This window comes from Chitinophaga niabensis (genome assembly GCF_039545795.1).
Taxonomy (GTDB): domain Bacteria; phylum Bacteroidota; class Bacteroidia; order Chitinophagales; family Chitinophagaceae; genus Chitinophaga; species Chitinophaga niabensis_B.
This window is the reverse complement of the sequence record NZ_CP154260.1, coordinates 4,560,618-4,580,183: the sequence shown is the minus strand read 5'-3', so window position 1 is coordinate 4,580,183 and position 19,566 is coordinate 4,560,618. Positions and strand designations below refer to the sequence as shown.

Annotated in this window: 15 protein-coding genes; 14 read left to right on the top strand and 1 reads right to left on the bottom strand. The window is 45.4% G+C overall.

Annotation, left to right across the window (positions count from 1 at the left end; genetic code table 11):
* Nucleotides 1–46: 46 nt before the first annotated feature.
* Nucleotides 47–1,195: a galactokinase gene (gene galK / locus AAHN97_RS18070; protein ID WP_343303469.1), complete on the top strand. Its 1,149-nt coding sequence runs from the start codon at nt 47–49 to the stop codon at nt 1,193–1,195.
* A gap of 144 nt (nt 1,196–1,339) precedes the next feature.
* Here the strand turns inward: galK and AAHN97_RS18065 are convergent, their stop codons facing one another.
* On the bottom strand, nt 1,340–2,737 hold the full coding sequence (locus AAHN97_RS18065; protein ID WP_343303468.1) for a Gfo/Idh/MocA family protein: 1,398 nt from the start codon (nt 2,735–2,737) through the stop codon (nt 1,340–1,342).
* Nucleotides 2,738–2,942: 205 nt separating this feature from the next.
* On the opposite strand from AAHN97_RS18065, the gene AAHN97_RS18060 reads away from it, so the two are divergent.
* The 13 genes from AAHN97_RS18060 to AAHN97_RS18000 all read left to right on the top strand — a co-directional run bounded on the left by AAHN97_RS18060 (nt 2,943) and on the right by AAHN97_RS18000 (nt 19,558).
* Nucleotides 2,943–4,967, top strand: a complete 2,025-nt coding sequence (locus AAHN97_RS18060; protein WP_343303467.1) for an alpha-L-fucosidase — start codon at nt 2,943–2,945, stop codon at nt 4,965–4,967.
* 465 nt (nt 4,968–5,432) lie between these two features.
* Nucleotides 5,433–6,203, top strand: a complete 771-nt coding sequence (locus tag AAHN97_RS18055) for a GNAT family N-acetyltransferase (RefSeq protein WP_343303466.1) — start codon at nt 5,433–5,435, stop codon at nt 6,201–6,203.
* A gap of 31 nt (nt 6,204–6,234) precedes the next feature.
* A complete protein-coding gene (gene argG, locus AAHN97_RS18050) occupies nt 6,235–7,428 on the top strand; it encodes an argininosuccinate synthase (protein ID WP_343303465.1) in 1,194 nt (397 codons plus the stop codon).
* Between the two features lie 4 nt (nt 7,429–7,432).
* The gene (argC, locus tag AAHN97_RS18045) at nt 7,433–8,416 is read left to right on the top strand and encodes an N-acetyl-gamma-glutamyl-phosphate reductase (protein WP_343303464.1); all 984 of its coding nucleotides are present in this window, start codon (nt 7,433–7,435) and stop codon (nt 8,414–8,416) included.
* A gap of 33 nt (nt 8,417–8,449) precedes the next feature.
* Nucleotides 8,450–9,577 (top strand): aspartate aminotransferase family protein, encoded by a 1,128-nt coding sequence (locus AAHN97_RS18040; RefSeq protein WP_343303463.1) that lies wholly within the window; start codon nt 8,450–8,452, stop codon nt 9,575–9,577.
* 8 nt (nt 9,578–9,585) lie between these two features.
* Nucleotides 9,586–10,542: an acetylornithine carbamoyltransferase gene (locus AAHN97_RS18035; protein ID WP_343303462.1), complete on the top strand. Its 957-nt coding sequence runs from the start codon at nt 9,586–9,588 to the stop codon at nt 10,540–10,542.
* A gap of 49 nt (nt 10,543–10,591) precedes the next feature.
* Nucleotides 10,592–11,374: an acetylglutamate kinase gene (gene argB, locus AAHN97_RS18030; RefSeq protein WP_343303461.1), complete on the top strand. Its 783-nt coding sequence runs from the start codon at nt 10,592–10,594 to the stop codon at nt 11,372–11,374.
* 4 nt (nt 11,375–11,378) lie between these two features.
* Nucleotides 11,379–12,452 (top strand): M20 family metallo-hydrolase, encoded by a 1,074-nt coding sequence (locus AAHN97_RS18025; RefSeq protein ID WP_343303460.1) that lies wholly within the window; start codon nt 11,379–11,381, stop codon nt 12,450–12,452.
* A gap of 6 nt (nt 12,453–12,458) precedes the next feature.
* Complete coding sequence (locus tag AAHN97_RS18020) at nt 12,459–13,040, top strand: GNAT family N-acetyltransferase (protein WP_343303459.1); 582 nt, start codon at nt 12,459–12,461, stop codon at nt 13,038–13,040.
* Nucleotides 13,041–13,051: 11 nt separating this feature from the next.
* A complete protein-coding gene (argH, locus tag AAHN97_RS18015; protein ID WP_343303458.1) occupies nt 13,052–14,383 on the top strand; it encodes an argininosuccinate lyase in 1,332 nt (443 codons plus the stop codon).
* Nucleotides 14,384–14,491: 108 nt separating this feature from the next.
* Entirely contained in the window at nt 14,492–15,094 is a 603-nt protein-coding gene (locus AAHN97_RS18010; protein ID WP_343303457.1) for an RNA polymerase sigma factor, read from the top strand.
* A gap of 65 nt (nt 15,095–15,159) precedes the next feature.
* Complete coding sequence (locus AAHN97_RS18005) at nt 15,160–16,146, top strand: FecR family protein (protein ID WP_343303456.1); 987 nt, start codon at nt 15,160–15,162, stop codon at nt 16,144–16,146.
* A 148-nt stretch (nt 16,147–16,294) separates the two neighbouring features.
* The gene (locus AAHN97_RS18000; RefSeq protein WP_343303455.1) at nt 16,295–19,558 is read left to right on the top strand and encodes a TonB-dependent receptor; all 3,264 of its coding nucleotides are present in this window, start codon (nt 16,295–16,297) and stop codon (nt 19,556–19,558) included.
* Nucleotides 19,559–19,566: the final 8 nt, after the last annotated feature.

Genomic DNA, 19,566 nt, shown 5'->3' with positions numbered 1-19,566 from the left:
TACTCCCGCTTTTTTATATTTTTAGGTGTAAAACGTACGCTTAAAGATGATCGCGCAAGTTAAGGAAGAATTCCACCGTTTATTTGGGAAGGACCCATTGATCGTAAGCTCTCCCGGCAGGATTAACCTGATCGGAGAACATACTGACTATAATGAAGGTTTTGTATTGCCCGCTGCTATTGATAAAAAGATAGTGTATGCCATTGCTCTGAATGGCACCAATACCTGTAACGCATATGCCCTTTTCAATAATGAAAAGGTGTCTTTTCCCCTGGAGAATATCAAACCTACAGCGGGTTGGATCAACTACCTGCTGGGAGTTGTTTACCAGCTTCAGCAACAGGGGCATGAGATAAAAGGCTTTGATTGTGTGATCACGGGCAATATTCCCATTGGCGCAGGCATGAGTAGTTCTGCTGCTGTGGAGGGAGGTCTGGTAGTGGGTTTGGATCATTTACTGGGTTTAGGCATCGGCCGTATGGCTATGGCTAAAGTGGGTCAGCTGGCGGAGCATACTTTCCCGGGTGTAAAATGCGGGATTATGGACCAGTTTGCTAACCTGCATGGTAAAAAGGACAGGGTGATGCTCCTGGATTGCCGCAGCCTGGAGTTCCAGTATTTCCCCTTTGAGTTTTCCCGGGATTATAAGATTGTACTGGTGAATTCCATGGTGCACCATTCCCTGGCCTCTTCAGAGTATAATGTACGCCGGGCGCAATGTGAGGAAGGAGTTAAGATCCTCCAGGAGTTCTTCCCGGATATCAATAGCCTGCGTAATGTAACACCGGAGCAGGTGGAGCAATATAAACATAAATTATCTCCCAAGGTATATGACCGCTGCCTGTATGTAACGCAGGAGAATGAGCGGGTAACAAAAGCCTGTGCGCATCTTCAAAAGAATGAACTGAAAGAAGCCGGAGCTTTGATGTATGCATCTCATGAAGGATTGAGCAAACTGTACGAGGTAAGCTGTCCTGAGCTGGATTTCTTAGCCAACCTGGCAAAAGAGCGGGAAGAGGTAGCAGGAGCCCGTATGATGGGAGGAGGTTTTGGAGGTTGTACCATTAACCTGGTAAGGATGGATAAGGTGGATGAGTTTATCTCCTTTGTGCAAACCCGTTACCAAGAACATTATGGTAAGATCCCGGAGGTGTATGTGACCTCCATTGAGGATGGAACGAAAGTTGAAGCGTAAGGAGTACTAACATACTAATATAAAGGGCCGTTCTTCACAGAACGGCCCTTGCTTATAAGGATACCCTATGTCGAGCCTATGTCAAGCGAATGTTGGGTATAAGATGACAATACCTCGATAGCAAGAAGATACTGTTATTAATTACTAATATTCCCCGTCCAGCGCAAAGTTTGGTTTACGGTTGATCCACCGGCCTCTTGTAAAGTCAGGGATATATTGAACGGTACCGCCTTCCTGGATGGATTGCTCACTCAGGGGAGTGATGGCATACCAGGTGGCCAGGTCATACACATCCATTTGATAAGGAGTGCCGCGTTTGATGGATTCTATGAAGGAGTTGATCACGAACCAGTCCATACCTCCGTGGCCTGCGCCGGAAGCATCATTGGCATATTTCTTCCAGAGCGGGTGATCGTATTTAGCCATGTAACTGCTGGCATCGTTGGGATCGCCGGTTTTTTCCCAGGCGTGGGCTTTGCTTTTTCCTTCGATATGAATGGAATCAAAATCATCCATCCAGAGACCGTTAGTACCCTGTACGCGGAAGTTCAGGGAATAGGGGCGAGGGAGGTTGGTGTCGTGAGACAGCAGGATACTTTCGCCATTGTTGGTTTTGATGAGGGTGCTCACCACATCGCCGAGTTTAAATTCAACTTTGGCGTTAGGGTGATTAGGGCCACCCTGTGGGTGTTCTACAATATATTTATGCAGGCCGCGGGATTTGGTAGCTACTGAAGTGAGGGACAGTAAACGGTTACCGCGGTTGATATTGATCATGTTGTTCACCGGGCCGAGACCATGGGTGGGATACAGATCGCCATTACGATGTACGGAATGGTTGGTGCGCCATTTGGCTTCAGAGAGGCCTTTTTCGCCAAACTCCACACCACCGCCATAGAGCTGTTTGCCATCATTGAATTTTACGGCACGGAGATCGTGCTGATAACCTCCCTGCAGATGCAGCAATTCTCCAAAGAGTCCCTGGCGTACCATGTTCAGTACAGCCAATACATCCCTGCGATAGTTTACATTTTCCATGCCGAATAAAGGAATACCGGTGGCTTCAGAAGTATTCACCAGTTCCCAGCATTCCTGTATGTCTGCTGCGCCGCAAACTTCCACAGCAGGTGTTTTGCCGGCCCTCATGGCTGCAATGGCCTGAATGCTGTGCCATTCCCATGGAGAGGCAATGATCACGGCATCAATGTCCGAACGTTTTAACAGGTTGCGGAAATCTTCCGGGCCGTTGGTGTATTCAGCCACTTTTCTTTTTGCGCCATAATGTTTCTGGATCAGGTCCCGGCATTTGGGAATGGCATAATCAGTATCCGGGTCTGCGATGGCTACTACGTCTACATCGCTGCGGCGGAGACAGAGATCGAGATGATCAATACCACGGGCGCCGACACCTATCAGGCCAACCCTTACTTTTTCTTTTTTCTCAGCGGCAAAAAGCATGGCAGGCGAATTCAAAAGAGAAAGGCCCACACCTGCTGCTACGCTGTTCCTGATGAACTTTCTACGATGCAAGTGCTTATTCATACGATAACAATATTGAGATTGAGTTAAGAGTAAACTGCTTTAAATGTAGGGCTTTAACAAGGTTATCCGCAACCACTTTTTATGAATTTTGACATTTTTGTGATAGACGGGTATTATTTTACCATTCTCTATCCTGATATTACCAAAGTGCTGATAAATAAACGACTGTAACTTATTTTTATGAACACGTCATATATACAGTAAAATGAGAAAAGTAGCTTTATTCCTCCTGTTATGTAGTTTCACGAAAGCATGGGCACAACCAGAGATCAAGCCTTACGGCGCTTTGCCTTCAGCTGCACAGCTGAAATGGCAGAAACTGGAGTATTACATGTTTATTCACTTTGGCCCGAATACCTTTACGGATAAGGAATGGGGGCATGGTGATGAAGATCCGAAAGTTTTCAATCCTACCCAGCTGGATGCCCGCCAATGGGCGCGCACAGCAAAAAATGCCGGTATGAAAGGTATTATCATCACGGCTAAACACCATGATGGTTTTTGCCTCTGGCCCAGTGCATACAGTAAACATACGGTAAGAGAAAGTGCCTGGAAGAACGGCAAGGGAGATGTGCTGGCTGAATTGTCTGCTGCATGTAAGGAGTATGGATTGCTCTTCGGTGTTTATTTGTCTCCCTGGGACCGTAACCATCCTGCTTACGGCACACCGGAGTACAATCAGATCTTCGCCAACCAGTTGAAAGAAGCACATACCAAATATGGTGATGTTTTCGAGCAATGGTTTGATGGCGCAAATGGAGAAGGCCCTAATGGTAAAAAACAAGTGTACGACTGGCCGCTGTTTGAAGGCACGGTTACAAAAATACATCCTAATGTGATCTTCTTTAGTGATGCTGGCCCCGGTTGCCGCTGGATCGGTAATGAGAATGGTTTTGCAGGTACTACTATGTGGAGCACACTGAACAGGAAAGAGTTTGCACCTGGTATGAGTGGCATTCAGCAGATCTTAAATAAAGGGCAGGAAGATGGAACAGACTGGGTTCCGGGAGAAGCTGATGTTTCTATCCGGCCGGGATGGTTCTACAGTCCTTCTACAGATGATAAAGTGAAAACATTACCCTGGCTGCTGGATATCTATTATGGTTCCGTTGGGCGTAATGCCAATCTGCTGCTGAATGTTCCGGTGGACCGCCGCGGGCTGATCCACAAGAACGATTCTTTGCGTTTGATGGAGCTGCGGAAAGTGCTGGATGAATCTTTCAAAACCAACCTGGCAGTGCGTGCACGTACTGCTGCTACCAATACCCGTCCACTGAGTCCTTTAACCAGTGCGGCTTACCTCACAGATAATAATCCCAATACTTATTGGGCAACTGCTGAAGGGCAATTGCAGGGAGTGATCACGCTGAGCTTTGAAAAGGCGGTTACTTTCAACCGGGTGGAACTGCAGGAATTTATTGCGCTGGGCCAGCGGGTAAAGGCTTTCAGCGTGAGTGTGCTGGATGGAAAGGAGTATCGTGAGATCGCGAATGAAACAACCATCGGTTACAAACGTATTTTAAGATTACCGAATACAACTACTAAAAGTGTACGCATCAGCATCCTGGATGCTAAGGCCAGTCCTGTTATCAGTGAAGTGAAGCTGTTCAGGGCACCTGAGTTGCTGGCTGATCCTGTTATTAAAAGGGATAAAGCGGGCATGGTAACTATTACCAGTGCTTCTACGGATCCTGTTTTCTACTATACAACAAATGGTACGGAACCTACTACGGCATCTGCCAAATTCACAAAAGCATTTTCTTTCCCGCAAAGCGGTACCATCAAGGCGAAGGCCTTTATTGATAATGGTAAGAAGTCCGGCGCAACGATAACTACCCGTTTTGACCTGGCTCCATCTTCCTGGAGCAGTGAGGCTGCAAAGGCAATAGACGGAGATCCCGGTACTTTCTGGATCAGCGAGCAGGGGAGTAATTATCCGCATGAGGTGCTGGTGGATATGGGAAGTGTTACAGCCGTGAAGGGTTTTACCTACACACCAAGAGAAAGAGGGGGTATTATCTATACTTTCGCATTTTACCTGAGCCAGGATGGCAAAAACTGGGGAGCGCCTGTGGCGAAAGGAAGTTTTGCCAATATCCTGAACAGCCCGGTGAAGCAAACGATAACGCTCTATCAACCAGTACAGGCGCGGTATTTCAAGCTGGTGGCGGTTGCTCCGGCTGATGAGAAGGAGACGCGTGCGGCGGTTGGGGAGATTGGGGTATTTTAAAACAACTGGTAACAGCGCCAATGTTAATTTAACAAAACGGCTGAAGGCCCACCCTGGGCGAAAAATTAACTGAATAACAATTACTTCTGGTAAAAAGGGAGGAAACACCGGCCGGTTCGGGGTTCCTCCCTTTCTTGTGTCCACCAAAAAAAATGATTACCATATTTAAATATGTTATAACTTTGCAGATACTTTAATGAAAAAGACAGAATTTCTATAACAATTTAACTACGAACTGAAGTTGGAATATATCACAACCCATACCAACATCTCCGCTTATCATCCTTCTTTTGAAGAGGGTGTGTATGCTATTGGGTTTCCTGTCCTTAGATATCTCTCCCGACGACCTCGTATTTGATAGCGCCGTCACAGACCCGCTATCGCAACCATGATTCCCCATCATTGGTAGTTCCGGCAACGGATTTCAAATTAACTTATTGAATCACAATTTTCAATTTTAACAAGTTGGAAAATAAGGATATAATCGTTAGGGCAGCTACTGCCGACGATAAGCATTATGCTAAAACCATCACTGACGAAATGGAAGCTTCTGCAAAAGCCCGGGGAACCGGAATTGCAAAACGTTCTCCCGAATACGTGCAGCTGAAGATGGATGAAGGTAAAGCAGTAATTGCACTCACCGCGTCTGGCGACTGGGTTGGATTCTGTTATATTGAGGCCTGGGGTCATGAAAAGTTCGTGGCCAACTCCGGTCTTATTGTGAACCCTGCTTTCCGTGGCCATGGTGTTGCCAAGGCTATCAAGGAAAAGATCTTCGAACTCTCCCGTAAAAAATATCCGGATGCCAAGATCTTTGGTCTTACTACAGGACTTGCTGTAATGAAGATCAATTCCGATCTGGGTTATGAGCCGGTTACCTATTCTGAACTTACAGATGATGAAGAGTTCTGGAAAGGTTGCCAGAGCTGTGTGAACTTTGACGTGCTCACCAGCAAAAAACGTACGAACTGCCTTTGTACTGCTATGCTGTATGATCCCGTGGAAAAGGAAAAAGAAGCGCAGGAGAAAGCAGAAGCAGAAAAGAACAAGCTGGTGGTTACACTAAATGGTAACATACACGAACAAAGGAAGAAGCGTAGATTTAAGGAGAATTTTTCGCTGTTTGAAAGATGGCTGCGGTTCAAAAAATATGTACTGTTAAAAGCTGTCAGGAAAAACGGAGGAAGCGGTGCTGCCGGTACTTCTAAAAAGCGGTTTTTCTTTGGATGGTTGTGATCAATAACTGAATTAATTACGAATAACGAATATGAAAAAAGTTGTACTGGGTTTTAGCGGCGGGCTTGATACCTCTTATTGTGTAAAATATCTTTCTGAAGAGAAGGGGTATGAAGTGCACTCCGTGATCGTGAATACGGGTGGTTTTTCTGCTGAAGAATTGCAGGAGATCGAGAAACGCGCCTACAGTCTGGGTGTGAAAAGTCACAAGACAGTAGATGCGGTTCGCTCTTATTATGATAAAGTGATCCGGTACCTCATTTTCGGAAACGTGTTAAAGAACAATACTTATCCGCTGAGCGTAAGTGCTGAACGGATGAGCCAGGCCCTCGCCATTGCAGAATATGTAAAGGAAGTAGGAGCGGATGCCGTAGCACATGGCAGTACCGGTGCGGGTAACGACCAGGTTCGTTTTGATATGATCTTTCATATCATGATCCCCGGTGTGGAGATCATCACACCTATCCGTGATCTGAAGCTGAGCAGGGAAGAAGAGATTGCTTATCTCCAGGCTAAAGGTGTGCAGGTGAATTTTGAAAAGGCGATGTACTCTATCAACAAAGGTATCTGGGGTACGTCTGTAGGTGGAAAGGAAACGCTTACCTCCAATGGTATGTTGCCGGAACATGCATGGCCTACACAATTAACGAAAAACGAACCTGAGCAGGTAGAACTTTCTTTTGAGAAAGGTGAACTGCTGGGTGTGAACGATAAAAAATTCTCTCATCCCGCGGAAGCGATCCAGTACCTGCAAACACTGGCAGGTGCATTTGCTATCGGCAGGGACATACATGTGGGCGATACCATCATTGGTATTAAAGGCCGTGTGGGTTTTGAAGCCGCAGCACCCATGGTGATCTTGAAAGCACACCATGCGCTGGAAAAACATGTGCTTACAAAATGGCAGCTGAGCTGGAAAGATCAGCTGGCGCAATTCTACGGTAACTGGATGCATGAAGGCCAGATCCTGGATCCTGTGATGCGCGACATCGAAGCATTCCTGCAAAACAGCCAGCAGCATGTAACCGGTAAAGTATTTGTGACCCTGTTGCCATACCGCTTCCAGGTGACCGGTATCTCTTCTGCTTTTGATCTGATGAGCAGCAAGTTTGGCAAATACGGAGAGATGAACCAGGGCTGGAGTGGAGAAGATGTACGTGGTTTCAGCAAGATCTTTGGTAATCAAACAATGATCTGGAACCAGGTGAACGAAGAAAATAAATAAACTAATGGGAACTTCAAATAAGAAAAGGGCAGGCATTATTGGCGGGGCAGGTTACACAGGCGGAGAAACCATCCGGTTACTGTTAAACCACCCTGATGTGGAACTGGCATTTGTGCACAGCCGCAGTAATGTAGGCAATCCTTTATACGCTGTTCATAGTGATCTGCTGGGTGAAACAGATCTGCAATTCACAGGAGAGATCCTGGGAGATGTAGATGTGATCTTCCTTTGCCTGGGTCATGGTGAATCTGTGAAGTTCCTCGAAAGCAACGATATTCCTGCCGCTGTAAGGATCATTGATCTCAGCCAGGATTTTCGTTTGGGCGAAAGTGTGAAAGGCAGAATGTTTGTATACGGTTTGCCGGAGTGGCACAGGGACGAAATTAAAAAAGCATCAAACATTGCTAACCCAGGTTGTTTTGCTACGGGCATTCAACTAGGTCTTCTGCCATTGGCGAAAGCAGGTTTGCTGAATGAAGTACATACTACCGGCATTACCGGTTCTACGGGAGCAGGACAAAGCTTACAATCCACCTCCCACTTTACCTGGAGGGCGAATAATATTTCTACTTACAAAGTGCTCACGCACCAGCATCTGAAGGAGATACGACGAACTTTGCAGGCGCTCCAGCCTGCCTATTCAGGAGCGCTCAACTTTGTACCCGTACGTGGGGATTTTCCACGGGGTATCTGGGTCACTTCATATCTGGAATGCGCATTGTCACTGGAAGAGGCTTACGAATTATACACTAAGTATTACGAAGATCATCCTTTCACACATGTGAGCCTGAAACAAATTGATCTGAAACAGGTGGTGAACACCAATAAATGCATCATCCAACTGGAAAAAGTGGATGGCAAACTGGTGATCCATTCTATTGAGGACAATCTGATAAAAGGTGCATCAGGACAAGCAGTACAGAATATGAACCTGATACTGGGGCTGGAAGAAACAGCCGGGTTGAAGCTCAAATCCATCGTGTTCTAATCTTCTTTTTATCATTCTATCATTTCTCTTTGTATGAAATTATTCGATGTATATCCGGTTAACGATATCACTATTATAAAAGCACAGGGCTCTAACGTATGGGACGATAAAGGCCAGGAGTACCTGGACCTCTATGGTGGCCACGCTGTAATTTCTATTGGTCATACCCATCCTCATTACGTTAAACGGTTAACAGACCAGTTAAGTAAAGTTGGATTCTATTCCAATTCTATTCATATTCCTTTGCAGAAAGAACTGGCGGAAAAGCTGGGCAAGGTTTCCGGTAAGGAAGATTACCAGTTGTTCCTGGTGAATTCCGGTGCGGAAGCCAATGAAAATGCGCTGAAGCTGGCATCTTTCTACAACGGCAGGAAAAAGATCATTGCATTTAAAAAGGCATTCCACGGCAGAACTTCCCTCGCAGTGGCAGCTACAGATAATCCAAAGATCGTAGCGCCGGTGAATGAAACAGATAATGTGATCTTTCTGCCATGGGAAGATCAGGCAGCACTGGAAAAAACTTTCCAGGAGAACGAAATTTCTTCTGTGATCATTGAAGGTATTCAGGGCGTGGGTGGCATCAATGTAGCCTCTGCGGCCTTCCTGCAAAAGATCAGGAGCCTGTGTGATCAATACAATGCAGTATACATTGCGGATAGCGTACAGTGTGGTTATGGCAGAAGCGGTAAATTCTTCTCTCATGATCATGCCGGTGTGAATGCAGATATTTATACGATGGCGAAAGGCATGGGCAATGGTTTCCCGATAGGAGGCATTATCATTGCACCTAAGTTTCAACCTGCGTACGGTATGCTGGGTACTACCTTTGGTGGTAATCACCTGGCTTGTGCAGCAGCACTGGCTGTGCTGGAAGTGATAGAGCAGGAAGGCCTGATTGCGAATGCTGCGGCTATCGGCGAATACCTGACCAGTGAACTGAAGAAGATACCACAGGTGAAAGAAGTAAGAGGTGCGGGGTTGATGATTGGTATAGACCTGCCGGATGAACTGGCGCATGTTAAGAAGGAATTGTTATTTAAACATAAAATATTCACCGGCGAAGCGAAACCTAATGTGATCAGGTTATTGCCTTCACTGGCTTTGAATAAGGAACAGGCAGACCATTTTTTAAATGCATTTAAAAAAGAACTAGCAAACTAACGCCGCCGATGAAACAATTTATTTCCGTGGAGGATGTTCCGGGTGTCCCGCAAATCGCGGACATAGCACTGGACTACAAAAAAAATCCTTTTAAAGATAAAGGACTGGGTGAAAACAAAACCCTGGGCATGATCTTCCTGAACCCAAGCTTGCGAACACGTTTAAGTACGCAGGTTGCGGCCAGGAACCTGGGCATGGAAGTGGTGGTATTTAACATCGACAAAGAAGGCTGGGCGCTGGAAATGAACGATGGTGTGGTGATGAACGGAAGTACTACGGAACACGTGAAAGAAGCAGCAGCGGTGATGGGGCAGTATTTCGATATCATGGCCATCCGTACATTCCCCGGTTTGAAGGATAAAGAAGAAGATTATACGGAGAAATATATCAATCAGTTCATTAAGTATGCAGGTAAACCGATTGTGAGCCTGGAAAGTGCTACCCTGCATCCTTTACAGAGTTTAACAGATGTGATCACTATTAAGGAACGCTGGAACCAACCGCGTAAACCCAAAGTGGTGATGACCTGGGCGCCTCACGTAAGAGCGCTACCACAGGCTGTACCTAACTCTTTTGCACAGTGGATGAATGCATGGGGAGAAGTGGATTTTGTGATCACACATCCTGAAGGTTACGAGCTGGACCCTAAATTCAGTGGTAAAGCGCCCATAATTCATAATCAAAAGCAAGCATTGGAAGGAGCGGATTTTGTGTATGTGAAGAACTGGTCGTCCTACAAAGATTATGGCAAGATCACCTGTACAGATCAAAGCTGGATGGTGACGAATGAAACATTGAAGAATACAAATAACGCATCTGTGATGCACTGCCTGCCTGTAAGAAGGAATGTGGTGATTGCAGATGAAGTACTCGATGGCGCTAATTCTATTGTGATCCAGGAAGCGGGTAACCGTACCTGGGCTGCTCAGGCGGTGTTAAGTGAGATCTTAAAAGCAAAAAGATAAAGGAGATGATACCCGCTTTTTGGCGGGGCATTGAAAAATAAAAGCAATCATGGTATATGTGATCAAAGTAGGCGGTAATGTGATCGATAATCCTGTTTTACTGGAAAAGTTCCTCGCGGATTTTGCGAAGATCCCGGGAAAGAAGATATTGATCCATGGCGGCGGAAAGATTGCTACACGCATCGGAGATAAATTAGGCATTACAGCTAATTATGTAGATGGCCGGCGCATTACAGATGCAGCTACAATAGATGTGGTGACAATGGTGTATGGTGGTTTAGTGAATAAACAGATCGTTGCAAAACTACAGGCTGTTGGCTGTAATGCCATTGGATTAACAGGAGCGGATGCGAACATCATCCCTGCTTCTAAACGCCCTGTGAAAGAGATCGATTATGGGTTTGTGGGGGATATTGCTACAGCGGATCTGCAGGTAGACCCCGTGAAGTTATTACTGGATGCAGGCCTCACCCCTGTATTCTCTCCACTGACACATGACGGAAAAGGACAGATACTGAATACAAATGCAGATACCATTGCCTCTTCACTGGCTATCGCTTTATCCGGCAGTTACGCAGTACGCCTGATCTATTGTTTTGAGAAGAAGGGAGTGTTGCGTAATGCAGCAGACGATGATTCCGTGATCAATCTTATCAACCGGGAAATCTATCAAACGCTACTGGCAGAGGGCGTATTAACAGACGGTATTTTGCCGAAACTGCAGAATGCTTTCAGTGCCATTGAAAGTGGTGTGAAGGAAGTACTGATCGGCCATGCTGATGATGTGCGGAAGAATACCACCGATGCTGTAGCGGGGACTTTAATATGCTAACTATATGTGTACCGAAAAACACTATGAAGATGCAGTACAGCTTTTAAAACAACTGATCGCCACGCCTTCCTTTAGCAAGGAGGAGCAGGGCACTGCGAAAATCCTGGGCCAGTTTATGACAGACAAAGGGGTAGCTTATAACCAGCACCTCAACAACATCTGGGCACTGAATAAACATTTTGATCCGGCCAAACCCACTATCTTACTGAATTCTCATCACGACACGGTTAAACCCAATCCTCAATATACCCGTGATCCATTTACACCCACAGTGGAAGATGGTAAACTTTTTGGTCTTGGTAGTAATGATGCAGGCGGATGTTTAGTAAGCCTTATTACTGCGTTCCTGCATTTCTACGAAAAGGAAGGACTGCCTTATAACATCATCGTTGCCATCACGGCAGAAGAAGAGATCAGCGGCGTGAACGGTATTGAGAGTATCCTGAACGTATTGCCGAAGATAGACCTGGCCATTGTAGGGGAACCTACTAAAACAGACCTGGCCGTTGCAGAAAAAGGACTGATGGTGCTGGATTGTGTAGCACATGGTAAAGCAGGGCACGCAGCAAGGGATGAAGGAGAGAATGCTTTGTACAATGCTATGGATGATATCAACTGGTTCCGCACTTACCGTTTCCCTAAAGTATCTGAAGCCTTAGGCCCGGTGAAAATGAGTGTAACGGTGGTGCAAACTTCCAATAAAGCACATAACGTGGTGCCTGCTGAATGTTCCTTTGTAGTGGACATCCGGGCAACAGATCAATATACGCTGGAAGAAATGCTGGAGGTGATCAAGCAAAACGTGAAATGTGATGTAACGCCCCGCTCTATGCGGATGCGGCCTTCTTTCATTCCACGGGATCATGCACTGGTAACAGCCGGATTATCTTTAGGCAAACAACTGTATGGTTCGCCCACTACATCTGATCAGGCATTGATACCGGCAACTTCTGTAAAAGTAGGGCCTGGTGATTCTGCCCGTTCGCATACAGCGGATGAATTCATTTACCTGGAGGAGATCAGGCAGGGGATTGATACGTACATTAAATTGCTATCCATTGTGAATGGCGTAAATTAGCGGAGCATGAATACTGCACCCATACTGGAAAATAAACGTGTACTGCTGCGGCCCTTGCAGGCATCCGATGTGGATGCATTACTGGAAGTGGCGCTGGAACCTTCTCTTTGGGAAGTGGGCCTTACGCGTGTGAGCAACCGGGAAGAACTGGAACAGTATATAGCCATCGCACTGAAAGAGCGGGAGCAGGGAACAAGTATCCCTTTTGTGGTGATCGATAAAACAACAGGCAAAGTAGCAGGCAGCACACGTTTCTGCGCGCTGGTGCCACAACATAAACGTACGGAAATAGGTTATACCTGGATCCATCCTTCTTATCAGCGTTCCGGTCTTAACAGGGCCATGAAGTTTGAAATGCTTCGCTACGCATTTGAAGTGATGGACCTGAACCGGGTGGAACTGAAAACGGACGAACGTAATTTGAAATCGCGCAATGCCATGCTGGCTATTGGTTGTAAGGAAGAAGGTATCTTCCGTCACCATTGCGTTACATGGTCTGGCTGGTTGCGTAATTCTGTTTATTTCAGCATATTGAAAGAGGAATGGCCGGAGATCAAAGAACGTGTATTTGGTAAGTATGATCTTTAAACTGATGCAGTATGAAATTATGGCAAAAAGATAAAGCAGCATTGGCTGCAGTTGAGCAGTTCACGGTTGGCCGGGATCGTGAAATGGATGCCTACCTGGCTCCCTTTGATGTGCAGGGCTCACTGGCACATATTGCCATGCTGGAATCTATCGGCCTGCTCGAAAAAGAAGACCTTAATGTATTGCAGCAGGAACTGAAGAACATCTACCGCGAAATACTTGATGGCAATTTTAAACTGGAAGACGGCGTAGAGGATATTCATTCCCAGGTAGAATTATTACTCACCCGCAGATTGGGTGAGTCCGGTAAAAAGATCCACAGCGGCCGTTCCCGGAATGACCAGGTGCTGGTGGATCTAAAACTCTTTTTGAGAAGTGAACTGGAATCCATTGTTACGGAAACCAAATTGCTCTTCGATCTGTTACAACAGCAAAGCGAAAAATATAAAGCGCATCTATTACCGGGTTATACGCATCTGCAGATTGCCATGCCTTCCTCTTTCGGATTGTGGTTTGGCGCTTATGCGGAAAGCCTGGTAGATGATCTCACCATGTTGCATGGTGCTTATACTGTAGTGAACAAAAACCCTCTGGGTTCTGCTGCAGGTTATGGATCATCCTTTCCCCTGAACCGTACCATGACCACTGAGCTGCTGGGTTTTGAAACACTCAATTACAATGTGGTGTATGCACAAATGGGCCGTGGTAAAACGGAAAAACTGGTAGCCTTTGCCCTCGCAGGTATTGCTGCTACACTTTCTAAAATGGCGATGGATGCCTGTTTGTTCATGAACCAGAACTTCGGGTTCATCAGCTTCCCGGATGAACTGACCACAGGTTCTTCCATCATGCCGCATAAAAAGAATCCGGATGTATGGGAACTGATCCGTTCGCATACGAATAAACTGCAGGCACTGCCGAATGAAATTGCTATGATGACGGTGAACTTACCTTCTGGTTATCACCGCGATCTGCAATTGCTGAAAGAAAACCTTTTCCCTGCATTTACCACGCTGCGGAATTGTTTACAAATGAGCCGCCTGATGCTGGAGAATATCCGCATCAAAGAAGATATACTGAAAGATGAAAAGTACCAGTACCTTTTCAGCGTAGAAGTGGTGAACAGGTTAGTGCTGGAAGGCACTCCTTTCAGAGAGGCTTATAAACAAGTAGGGCATGATATTGAGAATGGGGTATTTAAGCCGGACACGAACATTCAGCATACGCATGAAGGGAGTATTGGGAATTTGTGCACTGCGGAGATTACATCGCAAATGGAAGCGGTGATAAAACAGTTCCCTTTTGAGAAAGTGCATAAAGCTATTGCGGCGCTGGTGAAATGATAGTATTTTAACCAGAAACAAAAAAATCCCTCACCTGTTTCCGGGTGAGGGATTTTTAATTTATACTTAATACGGGATTTAAGATTATTTAACTTTCTTTGTTCTTACATGAAAAGCAGACCTATAATCAGTGAAAGGGAATTGCTGCTTCAGCTCCGGGCTGGGGATAAAGATTCTTTTGCGCAATTGTATGATCTGTACAGCCCCAGGATGTTCGGTTTTCTCCTGAAACTGACAAAGAGCGAAGAAACTGTCCGGGAAATATTACAAGAGGTATTTATCCGGTTATGGGAAAAGCGCGAGACGCTTGACCCTGATAAATCTTTCCGCTCCTACCTTTTCCGTATTGCAGAGAACTGTGTGGTTGACTTCTTCAGAAAAGCCGCCCAGGACAAAAAGCTGGGTAAACAGCTGATGGACCTTGCTTCTGAACGTTACCTGCATGTGGAGGAAAATATCTATGAGCGGGAGAAGAACGCTCTCCTGAACCAGGCTATTAACCTTTTGCCACCTCAGCGCAAACGTGTATTTGAACTCTGTAAGGTGGAAGGAAAAAGTTACAAAGAGGTCAGCCTGATGATGGGGATCTCCGTATCTACCATCAGCGACCATCTCCTCAAAGCTACCCGCGCTATCCGGCAACATATACTTCTTTCTGATCATATTGCTACCCTGCTTTCCTTTTGTATCATACGTCTTCTCTTCCCCTGAAATATTTTTTTCTCCGCAGCAGGGAAAAAGGTCAATAACCCCGTATTAGCTATTAAAGCAAAAAATTGGAGGATAAGAATTACCTGGAAGGACTGTTTAAACGGTATCTGAATAATGAATGCTCTCCGGAGGAGATCGCCTTTTTATTGCAGTACTTTGATTCCGGAGAGGGCGAAAGCGATCTCAGGAGATTAGTGCGCAATGAATTGCTGGCGTATACCACGTCTGACGCTGAGCAGGAAGCTATGAAGGATACGCTGAAACAGGTATATCAGCAGGTAGCAGATAAAACCTTCCTCAAAGAAAAGCCGGTTGTTCGTTCACACAGACGTACTATCGTCAGTTTGTCCATCGCTGCTTCACTGGCGCTATTAGTTACTACACTTTACCTGGGCCGCCATTATTTGACGGGGATATTCAACCCTGAGGTACAAGTGTCTACCGTAAAAGGGGAAAGAAAACAATTTCAGCTGGCAGATGGTACAAGTGTATGGCTTGCACCTGCCAGTAAGTTGATCTACCGGGAGCATTCGAGAGAAATAACGCTCCAGGGGGAGGCCTTTTTTGATGTAGCCAAAGATGATCAACATCCTTTCATTGTACATACGGGCAAAACAAATACTACTGTACTTGGTACCAGCTTTAATATACAGGCTTATAGCGATCGTGCTGATATTGAAATAGTGCTGCTTACCGGTAAAGTGAAGGTGGATGCAAGTAATAACGAAGTATTGTTATCTCCTTATCAGCGGGCAGTTTTTAATACTTCAAGCGGTATGCTGAAGAAAGAAGATTATCCCGATGCAACAGCTGCACTGGCGCGTAAAGAAGGACAATTCAAATATGAGGGAGAAGTTCTGAAAAATGTTATCAGCGATATCGAAAGGGCCTACAATACAACCATCAGGCTTAATAAACAACTTCAGGGGATCACTTACTACGGGGACTTTGATCAGAAAAAGGACAAACTGGAAACGGTGCTGCAACAAATAAGCTTAACGTATAATGCGCGTTTAAAACAAACCTCCACGGGATGGGAAATACATAAATAGATCTTTCACTAAAACTATTCCACCATGATAAGATAGCGCCAGATAAAAATCCCGGCGTGACCGGGATCATTATGCATTGACATTAAAAGAATAACTGCTGTACTGCATATACAAGCAGTAATTACTAATTACGTAACGAAATAAAGGTATGAAAAAAAATATACCTGACGCAGGTTTTTTGCTTTCGGGAATGAAAAGCAGGTTGCTTCCTGCATTAATTGTTATATCGTTCTTTTCTTTTCGCACCGCATCTGCACAAGGTGTATTGAATAATCCTGTTACTATTGAGCTGAAACAGGAAACGCTTAAAAATGCGTTGGACAAGATTGCCACGCAGGGAAAGGTTTCATTTACCTATGGAGGCAATGTGCTGCAGAACAGAAATAAAGTAAGCCTCTCTGCCAGTAACAAACCACTCAAAAATGTATTGGATGAATTACTTCGTCCGTTTCCATTGAAATATACGGCCCTTGAGAATAAGATCATTATTCGGGAGGACGAAAGCAAAACCAGCACATCATCACCCGCAGATAGCCTTTTTAAGATAAACGGGCGGGTATTTGATACGGGAGAACCGCCCACACCTTTACCCGGTGCCACCGTAATCGTAAAAGGTGAAAGCCGTGCAACCACAACGGACGATAAAGGTAACTTTGAGCTGAGAGTGCGTATTGGTGAAGTACTTATCTTTTCCCATACCGGTTACAAATCTTTTGAATATCCGGTTATCAATAACAGGGACAACCTTACGATTGCATTGCCGGAAAATGTTTCCACGCTGGACCAGGTAGTGGTAACAGGTTACTCCGAACAGAAGATGAAACACCTGGCCAATTCCATCAGCGCACTGAATGTAAAGTCGAATATAGAAGGTAAACCTATTACACAATTATCCCAGGCTTTACAGGGAGGTATTACAGGGCTTACCGTAACTCAAAGTTCCGGCCTTCCCGGCGGCGATGCTGCTGCCATTAAAATACGCGGTATATCTACACTCGGTACAACAGCTCCGCTGGTACTGGTAGATGGTGTTCCCACCAATATTAATGATGTGGATCCTGTAACGGTAGAAAGCGTAACGGTACTGAAGGATGCAGCTGCTGCAGCTATATACGGGTCAAGGGCTGCCAATGGCGTAATCATCGTTACTACCAAGCGTGGCCAGGCAGGCCAGGTACATATTGTGTACGATGGATTTGCCGGTTTTCAGAAAGCAGCATACCTGCCTGATTTTGTAGACGCGCCTACTTATATGGAAATGGTGAATGCTGCACAGACCAATATCGGAGGCAATCCCATTTATACAAATGATGTTATCCAGAAAACACGCGAGGGAGTTGATCCATTGCTTTATCCTAATACCGACTGGAAAAAACTGGTGCTTAAAAACCGGGCATTTTCCCAGCAACATTCTCTTGGTGTAACGGGAGGTAACAGCCAGGCCCGTTTTGCGGTGAATGGTACTTACCTGCAGCAGGATGGTATTATTAATCAGACCTCTGCCGAAAGATATTCCCTGAGAGCCAATACGAGTGTTACACTGCGGAAGAATTTATCCATGTACCTTGATCTGTCCCTTTCAAGAAGAGAAACTAACCGTCCTATTAATCGCTATACCAACTTCCAGGACGGAGATGGGGCAGGATATATTCTGTACGAAACATTCAGGATCCCACCGAATATTGTATCTAAATATCCTTTGCGCGCAGATGGTTACCAGGCTTACGGTAACTATGCAGAAATGCTGAACCCTGTGGCTGAACTGGAACAGGGCGGTTTTACCAAATCCCGTGAAGATAATATCTCGATTAACTTTCAGCCTCAGTGGGAGATCCTTCCTGGCCTGAAACTCAAAGGCCAATACCTGTTCCGCTTATTAAGCACAGGTAATATCACTTCCCGTGATGCTTATAACTTCCTGGATTATTATACCAACGCCCTGCTTTTTCAATATGGTTCTACGCATACTTCCGCCATTTACAAACGGAACTATCAATACATGGCTGCTACGCTTGATTATACCAGAACGTACAATAAACATACGATCTATGCTGTAGGTGGTATCACCCGTGAAACAGACAATCCTGATCAGTCCAACCAGTTCGCGGAAGCTACACTGGCATCTTATTTCGTGAAGGTGAACTATATCTTCAATGATAAATATTTGCTGGAAAGTACCTTGCGTGCGGATGGTTCATCGAAGTTCGGTCCCGGCAATAAGTGGGGGTATTTTCCTTCAGTGGCCGCAGGCTGGAATGTGCATAAAGAGCCATTTATGAAGGATATGAAATTTATCAGCAACCTCAAACTGCGTACTTCTTACGGTCTTTTAGGAAATAACCAGGGCATTGGATTGTACAAATACCAAAGTACTACCAATACTAACGGTACAGAGGCTACTATTGGTAATCCAGACCTCACATGGGAAAGTGTAAAAATGCTGGATGCAGGTGTGGACGTTGGTTTGTTAAATGACAAACTGAGCTTTACGTTCGACTGGTTCAACAAACTCACAGAAAACATCCTGCTGAATGCTCCGCTTTCCTACTCCTCCGGTATAGGTCCCCAACCTATCAATGCAGGTAGCGTGCGAAACAAAGGATGGGAGTTTGCAATGAACTACGCTACTAATATCAAAGCAGTTTCTCTTGGTATTAATGCCGGTTATTCTTACTATAAGAATTCCATCCTTACCCTTAAAGACGGGCCTTATTATGATAAGAATACTATTCAGAAAGAAGGCCTGCCAATAGGAAGCGCTTATGGGTACCGTACTATGGGCCTTTTGCAGCAGAAGGATGTGGATGCTGGGGTTCCTATGATAGGATCAAAAACGCCTTCAGGACCAACGCAGGTAGCAGGGGATATACGGTACATGGACCTGAATAATGATGGTACTATTACTGAAGCGGACCAAACGATAATTGGTAACACCAATCCGCAGGGTAATTACTTCCTGAACTTACGCCTTGGATTCAAAAACTTTGATGTTGAAACATTGCTGAACGGCTTTACTGCATCGGATGTATTTTATACCGGCAGGTACATTACGCCACTGAATCTCAGTGGTGGCGGCGGGACTCCCATGGTATGGCAACAGGATACCTGGACGCCAACTAACACAGATGCAGCCTATCCCCGCATAACACCCAGCCCTACAGATAACGCCCGTTTCTCTGATTACTGGCGTACGCAGGGGGCTTTTGTCCGGGTACGTTTTATTCAGCTCGGCTATACTATTAAGTCGCCACTCTTTACCAGGGCAGGCATTACCAATGCCCGTATTTATTTCAACACTCAGAATCCTTTCACCTTTACCGGCATGAAATACCTTGACCCGGAAACAAAAGGATCGGATAATACTTATCCGCTCATGCGATTCTATACACTGGGTGTGAATATTAAATTATAAAGTAATTT

Coding starts and splice junctions, on each gene's coding strand:
- galK (WP_343303469.1), top strand. CDS start 47: ATGATCGCGCAAGTTAAGGAAGAATTCCACCGTTTATTTGGGAAGGAC.
- AAHN97_RS18065 (WP_343303468.1), bottom strand. CDS start 2,737: ATGAATAAGCACTTGCATCGTAGAAAGTTCATCAGGAACAGCGTAGCA.
- AAHN97_RS18060 (WP_343303467.1), top strand. CDS start 2,943: ATGAGAAAAGTAGCTTTATTCCTCCTGTTATGTAGTTTCACGAAAGCA.
- argG (WP_343303465.1), top strand. CDS start 6,235: ATGAAAAAAGTTGTACTGGGTTTTAGCGGCGGGCTTGATACCTCTTAT.
- argC (WP_343303464.1), top strand. CDS start 7,433: ATGGGAACTTCAAATAAGAAAAGGGCAGGCATTATTGGCGGGGCAGGT.
- AAHN97_RS18040 (WP_343303463.1), top strand. CDS start 8,450: ATGAAATTATTCGATGTATATCCGGTTAACGATATCACTATTATAAAA.
- AAHN97_RS18035 (WP_343303462.1), top strand. CDS start 9,586: ATGAAACAATTTATTTCCGTGGAGGATGTTCCGGGTGTCCCGCAAATC.
- argB (WP_343303461.1), top strand. CDS start 10,592: ATGGTATATGTGATCAAAGTAGGCGGTAATGTGATCGATAATCCTGTT.
- AAHN97_RS18025 (WP_343303460.1), top strand. CDS start 11,379: ATGTGTACCGAAAAACACTATGAAGATGCAGTACAGCTTTTAAAACAA.
- AAHN97_RS18020 (WP_343303459.1), top strand. CDS start 12,459: ATGAATACTGCACCCATACTGGAAAATAAACGTGTACTGCTGCGGCCC.
- argH (WP_343303458.1), top strand. CDS start 13,052: ATGAAATTATGGCAAAAAGATAAAGCAGCATTGGCTGCAGTTGAGCAG.
- AAHN97_RS18010 (WP_343303457.1), top strand. CDS start 14,492: ATGAAAAGCAGACCTATAATCAGTGAAAGGGAATTGCTGCTTCAGCTC.
- AAHN97_RS18000 (WP_343303455.1), top strand. CDS start 16,295: ATGAAAAAAAATATACCTGACGCAGGTTTTTTGCTTTCGGGAATGAAA.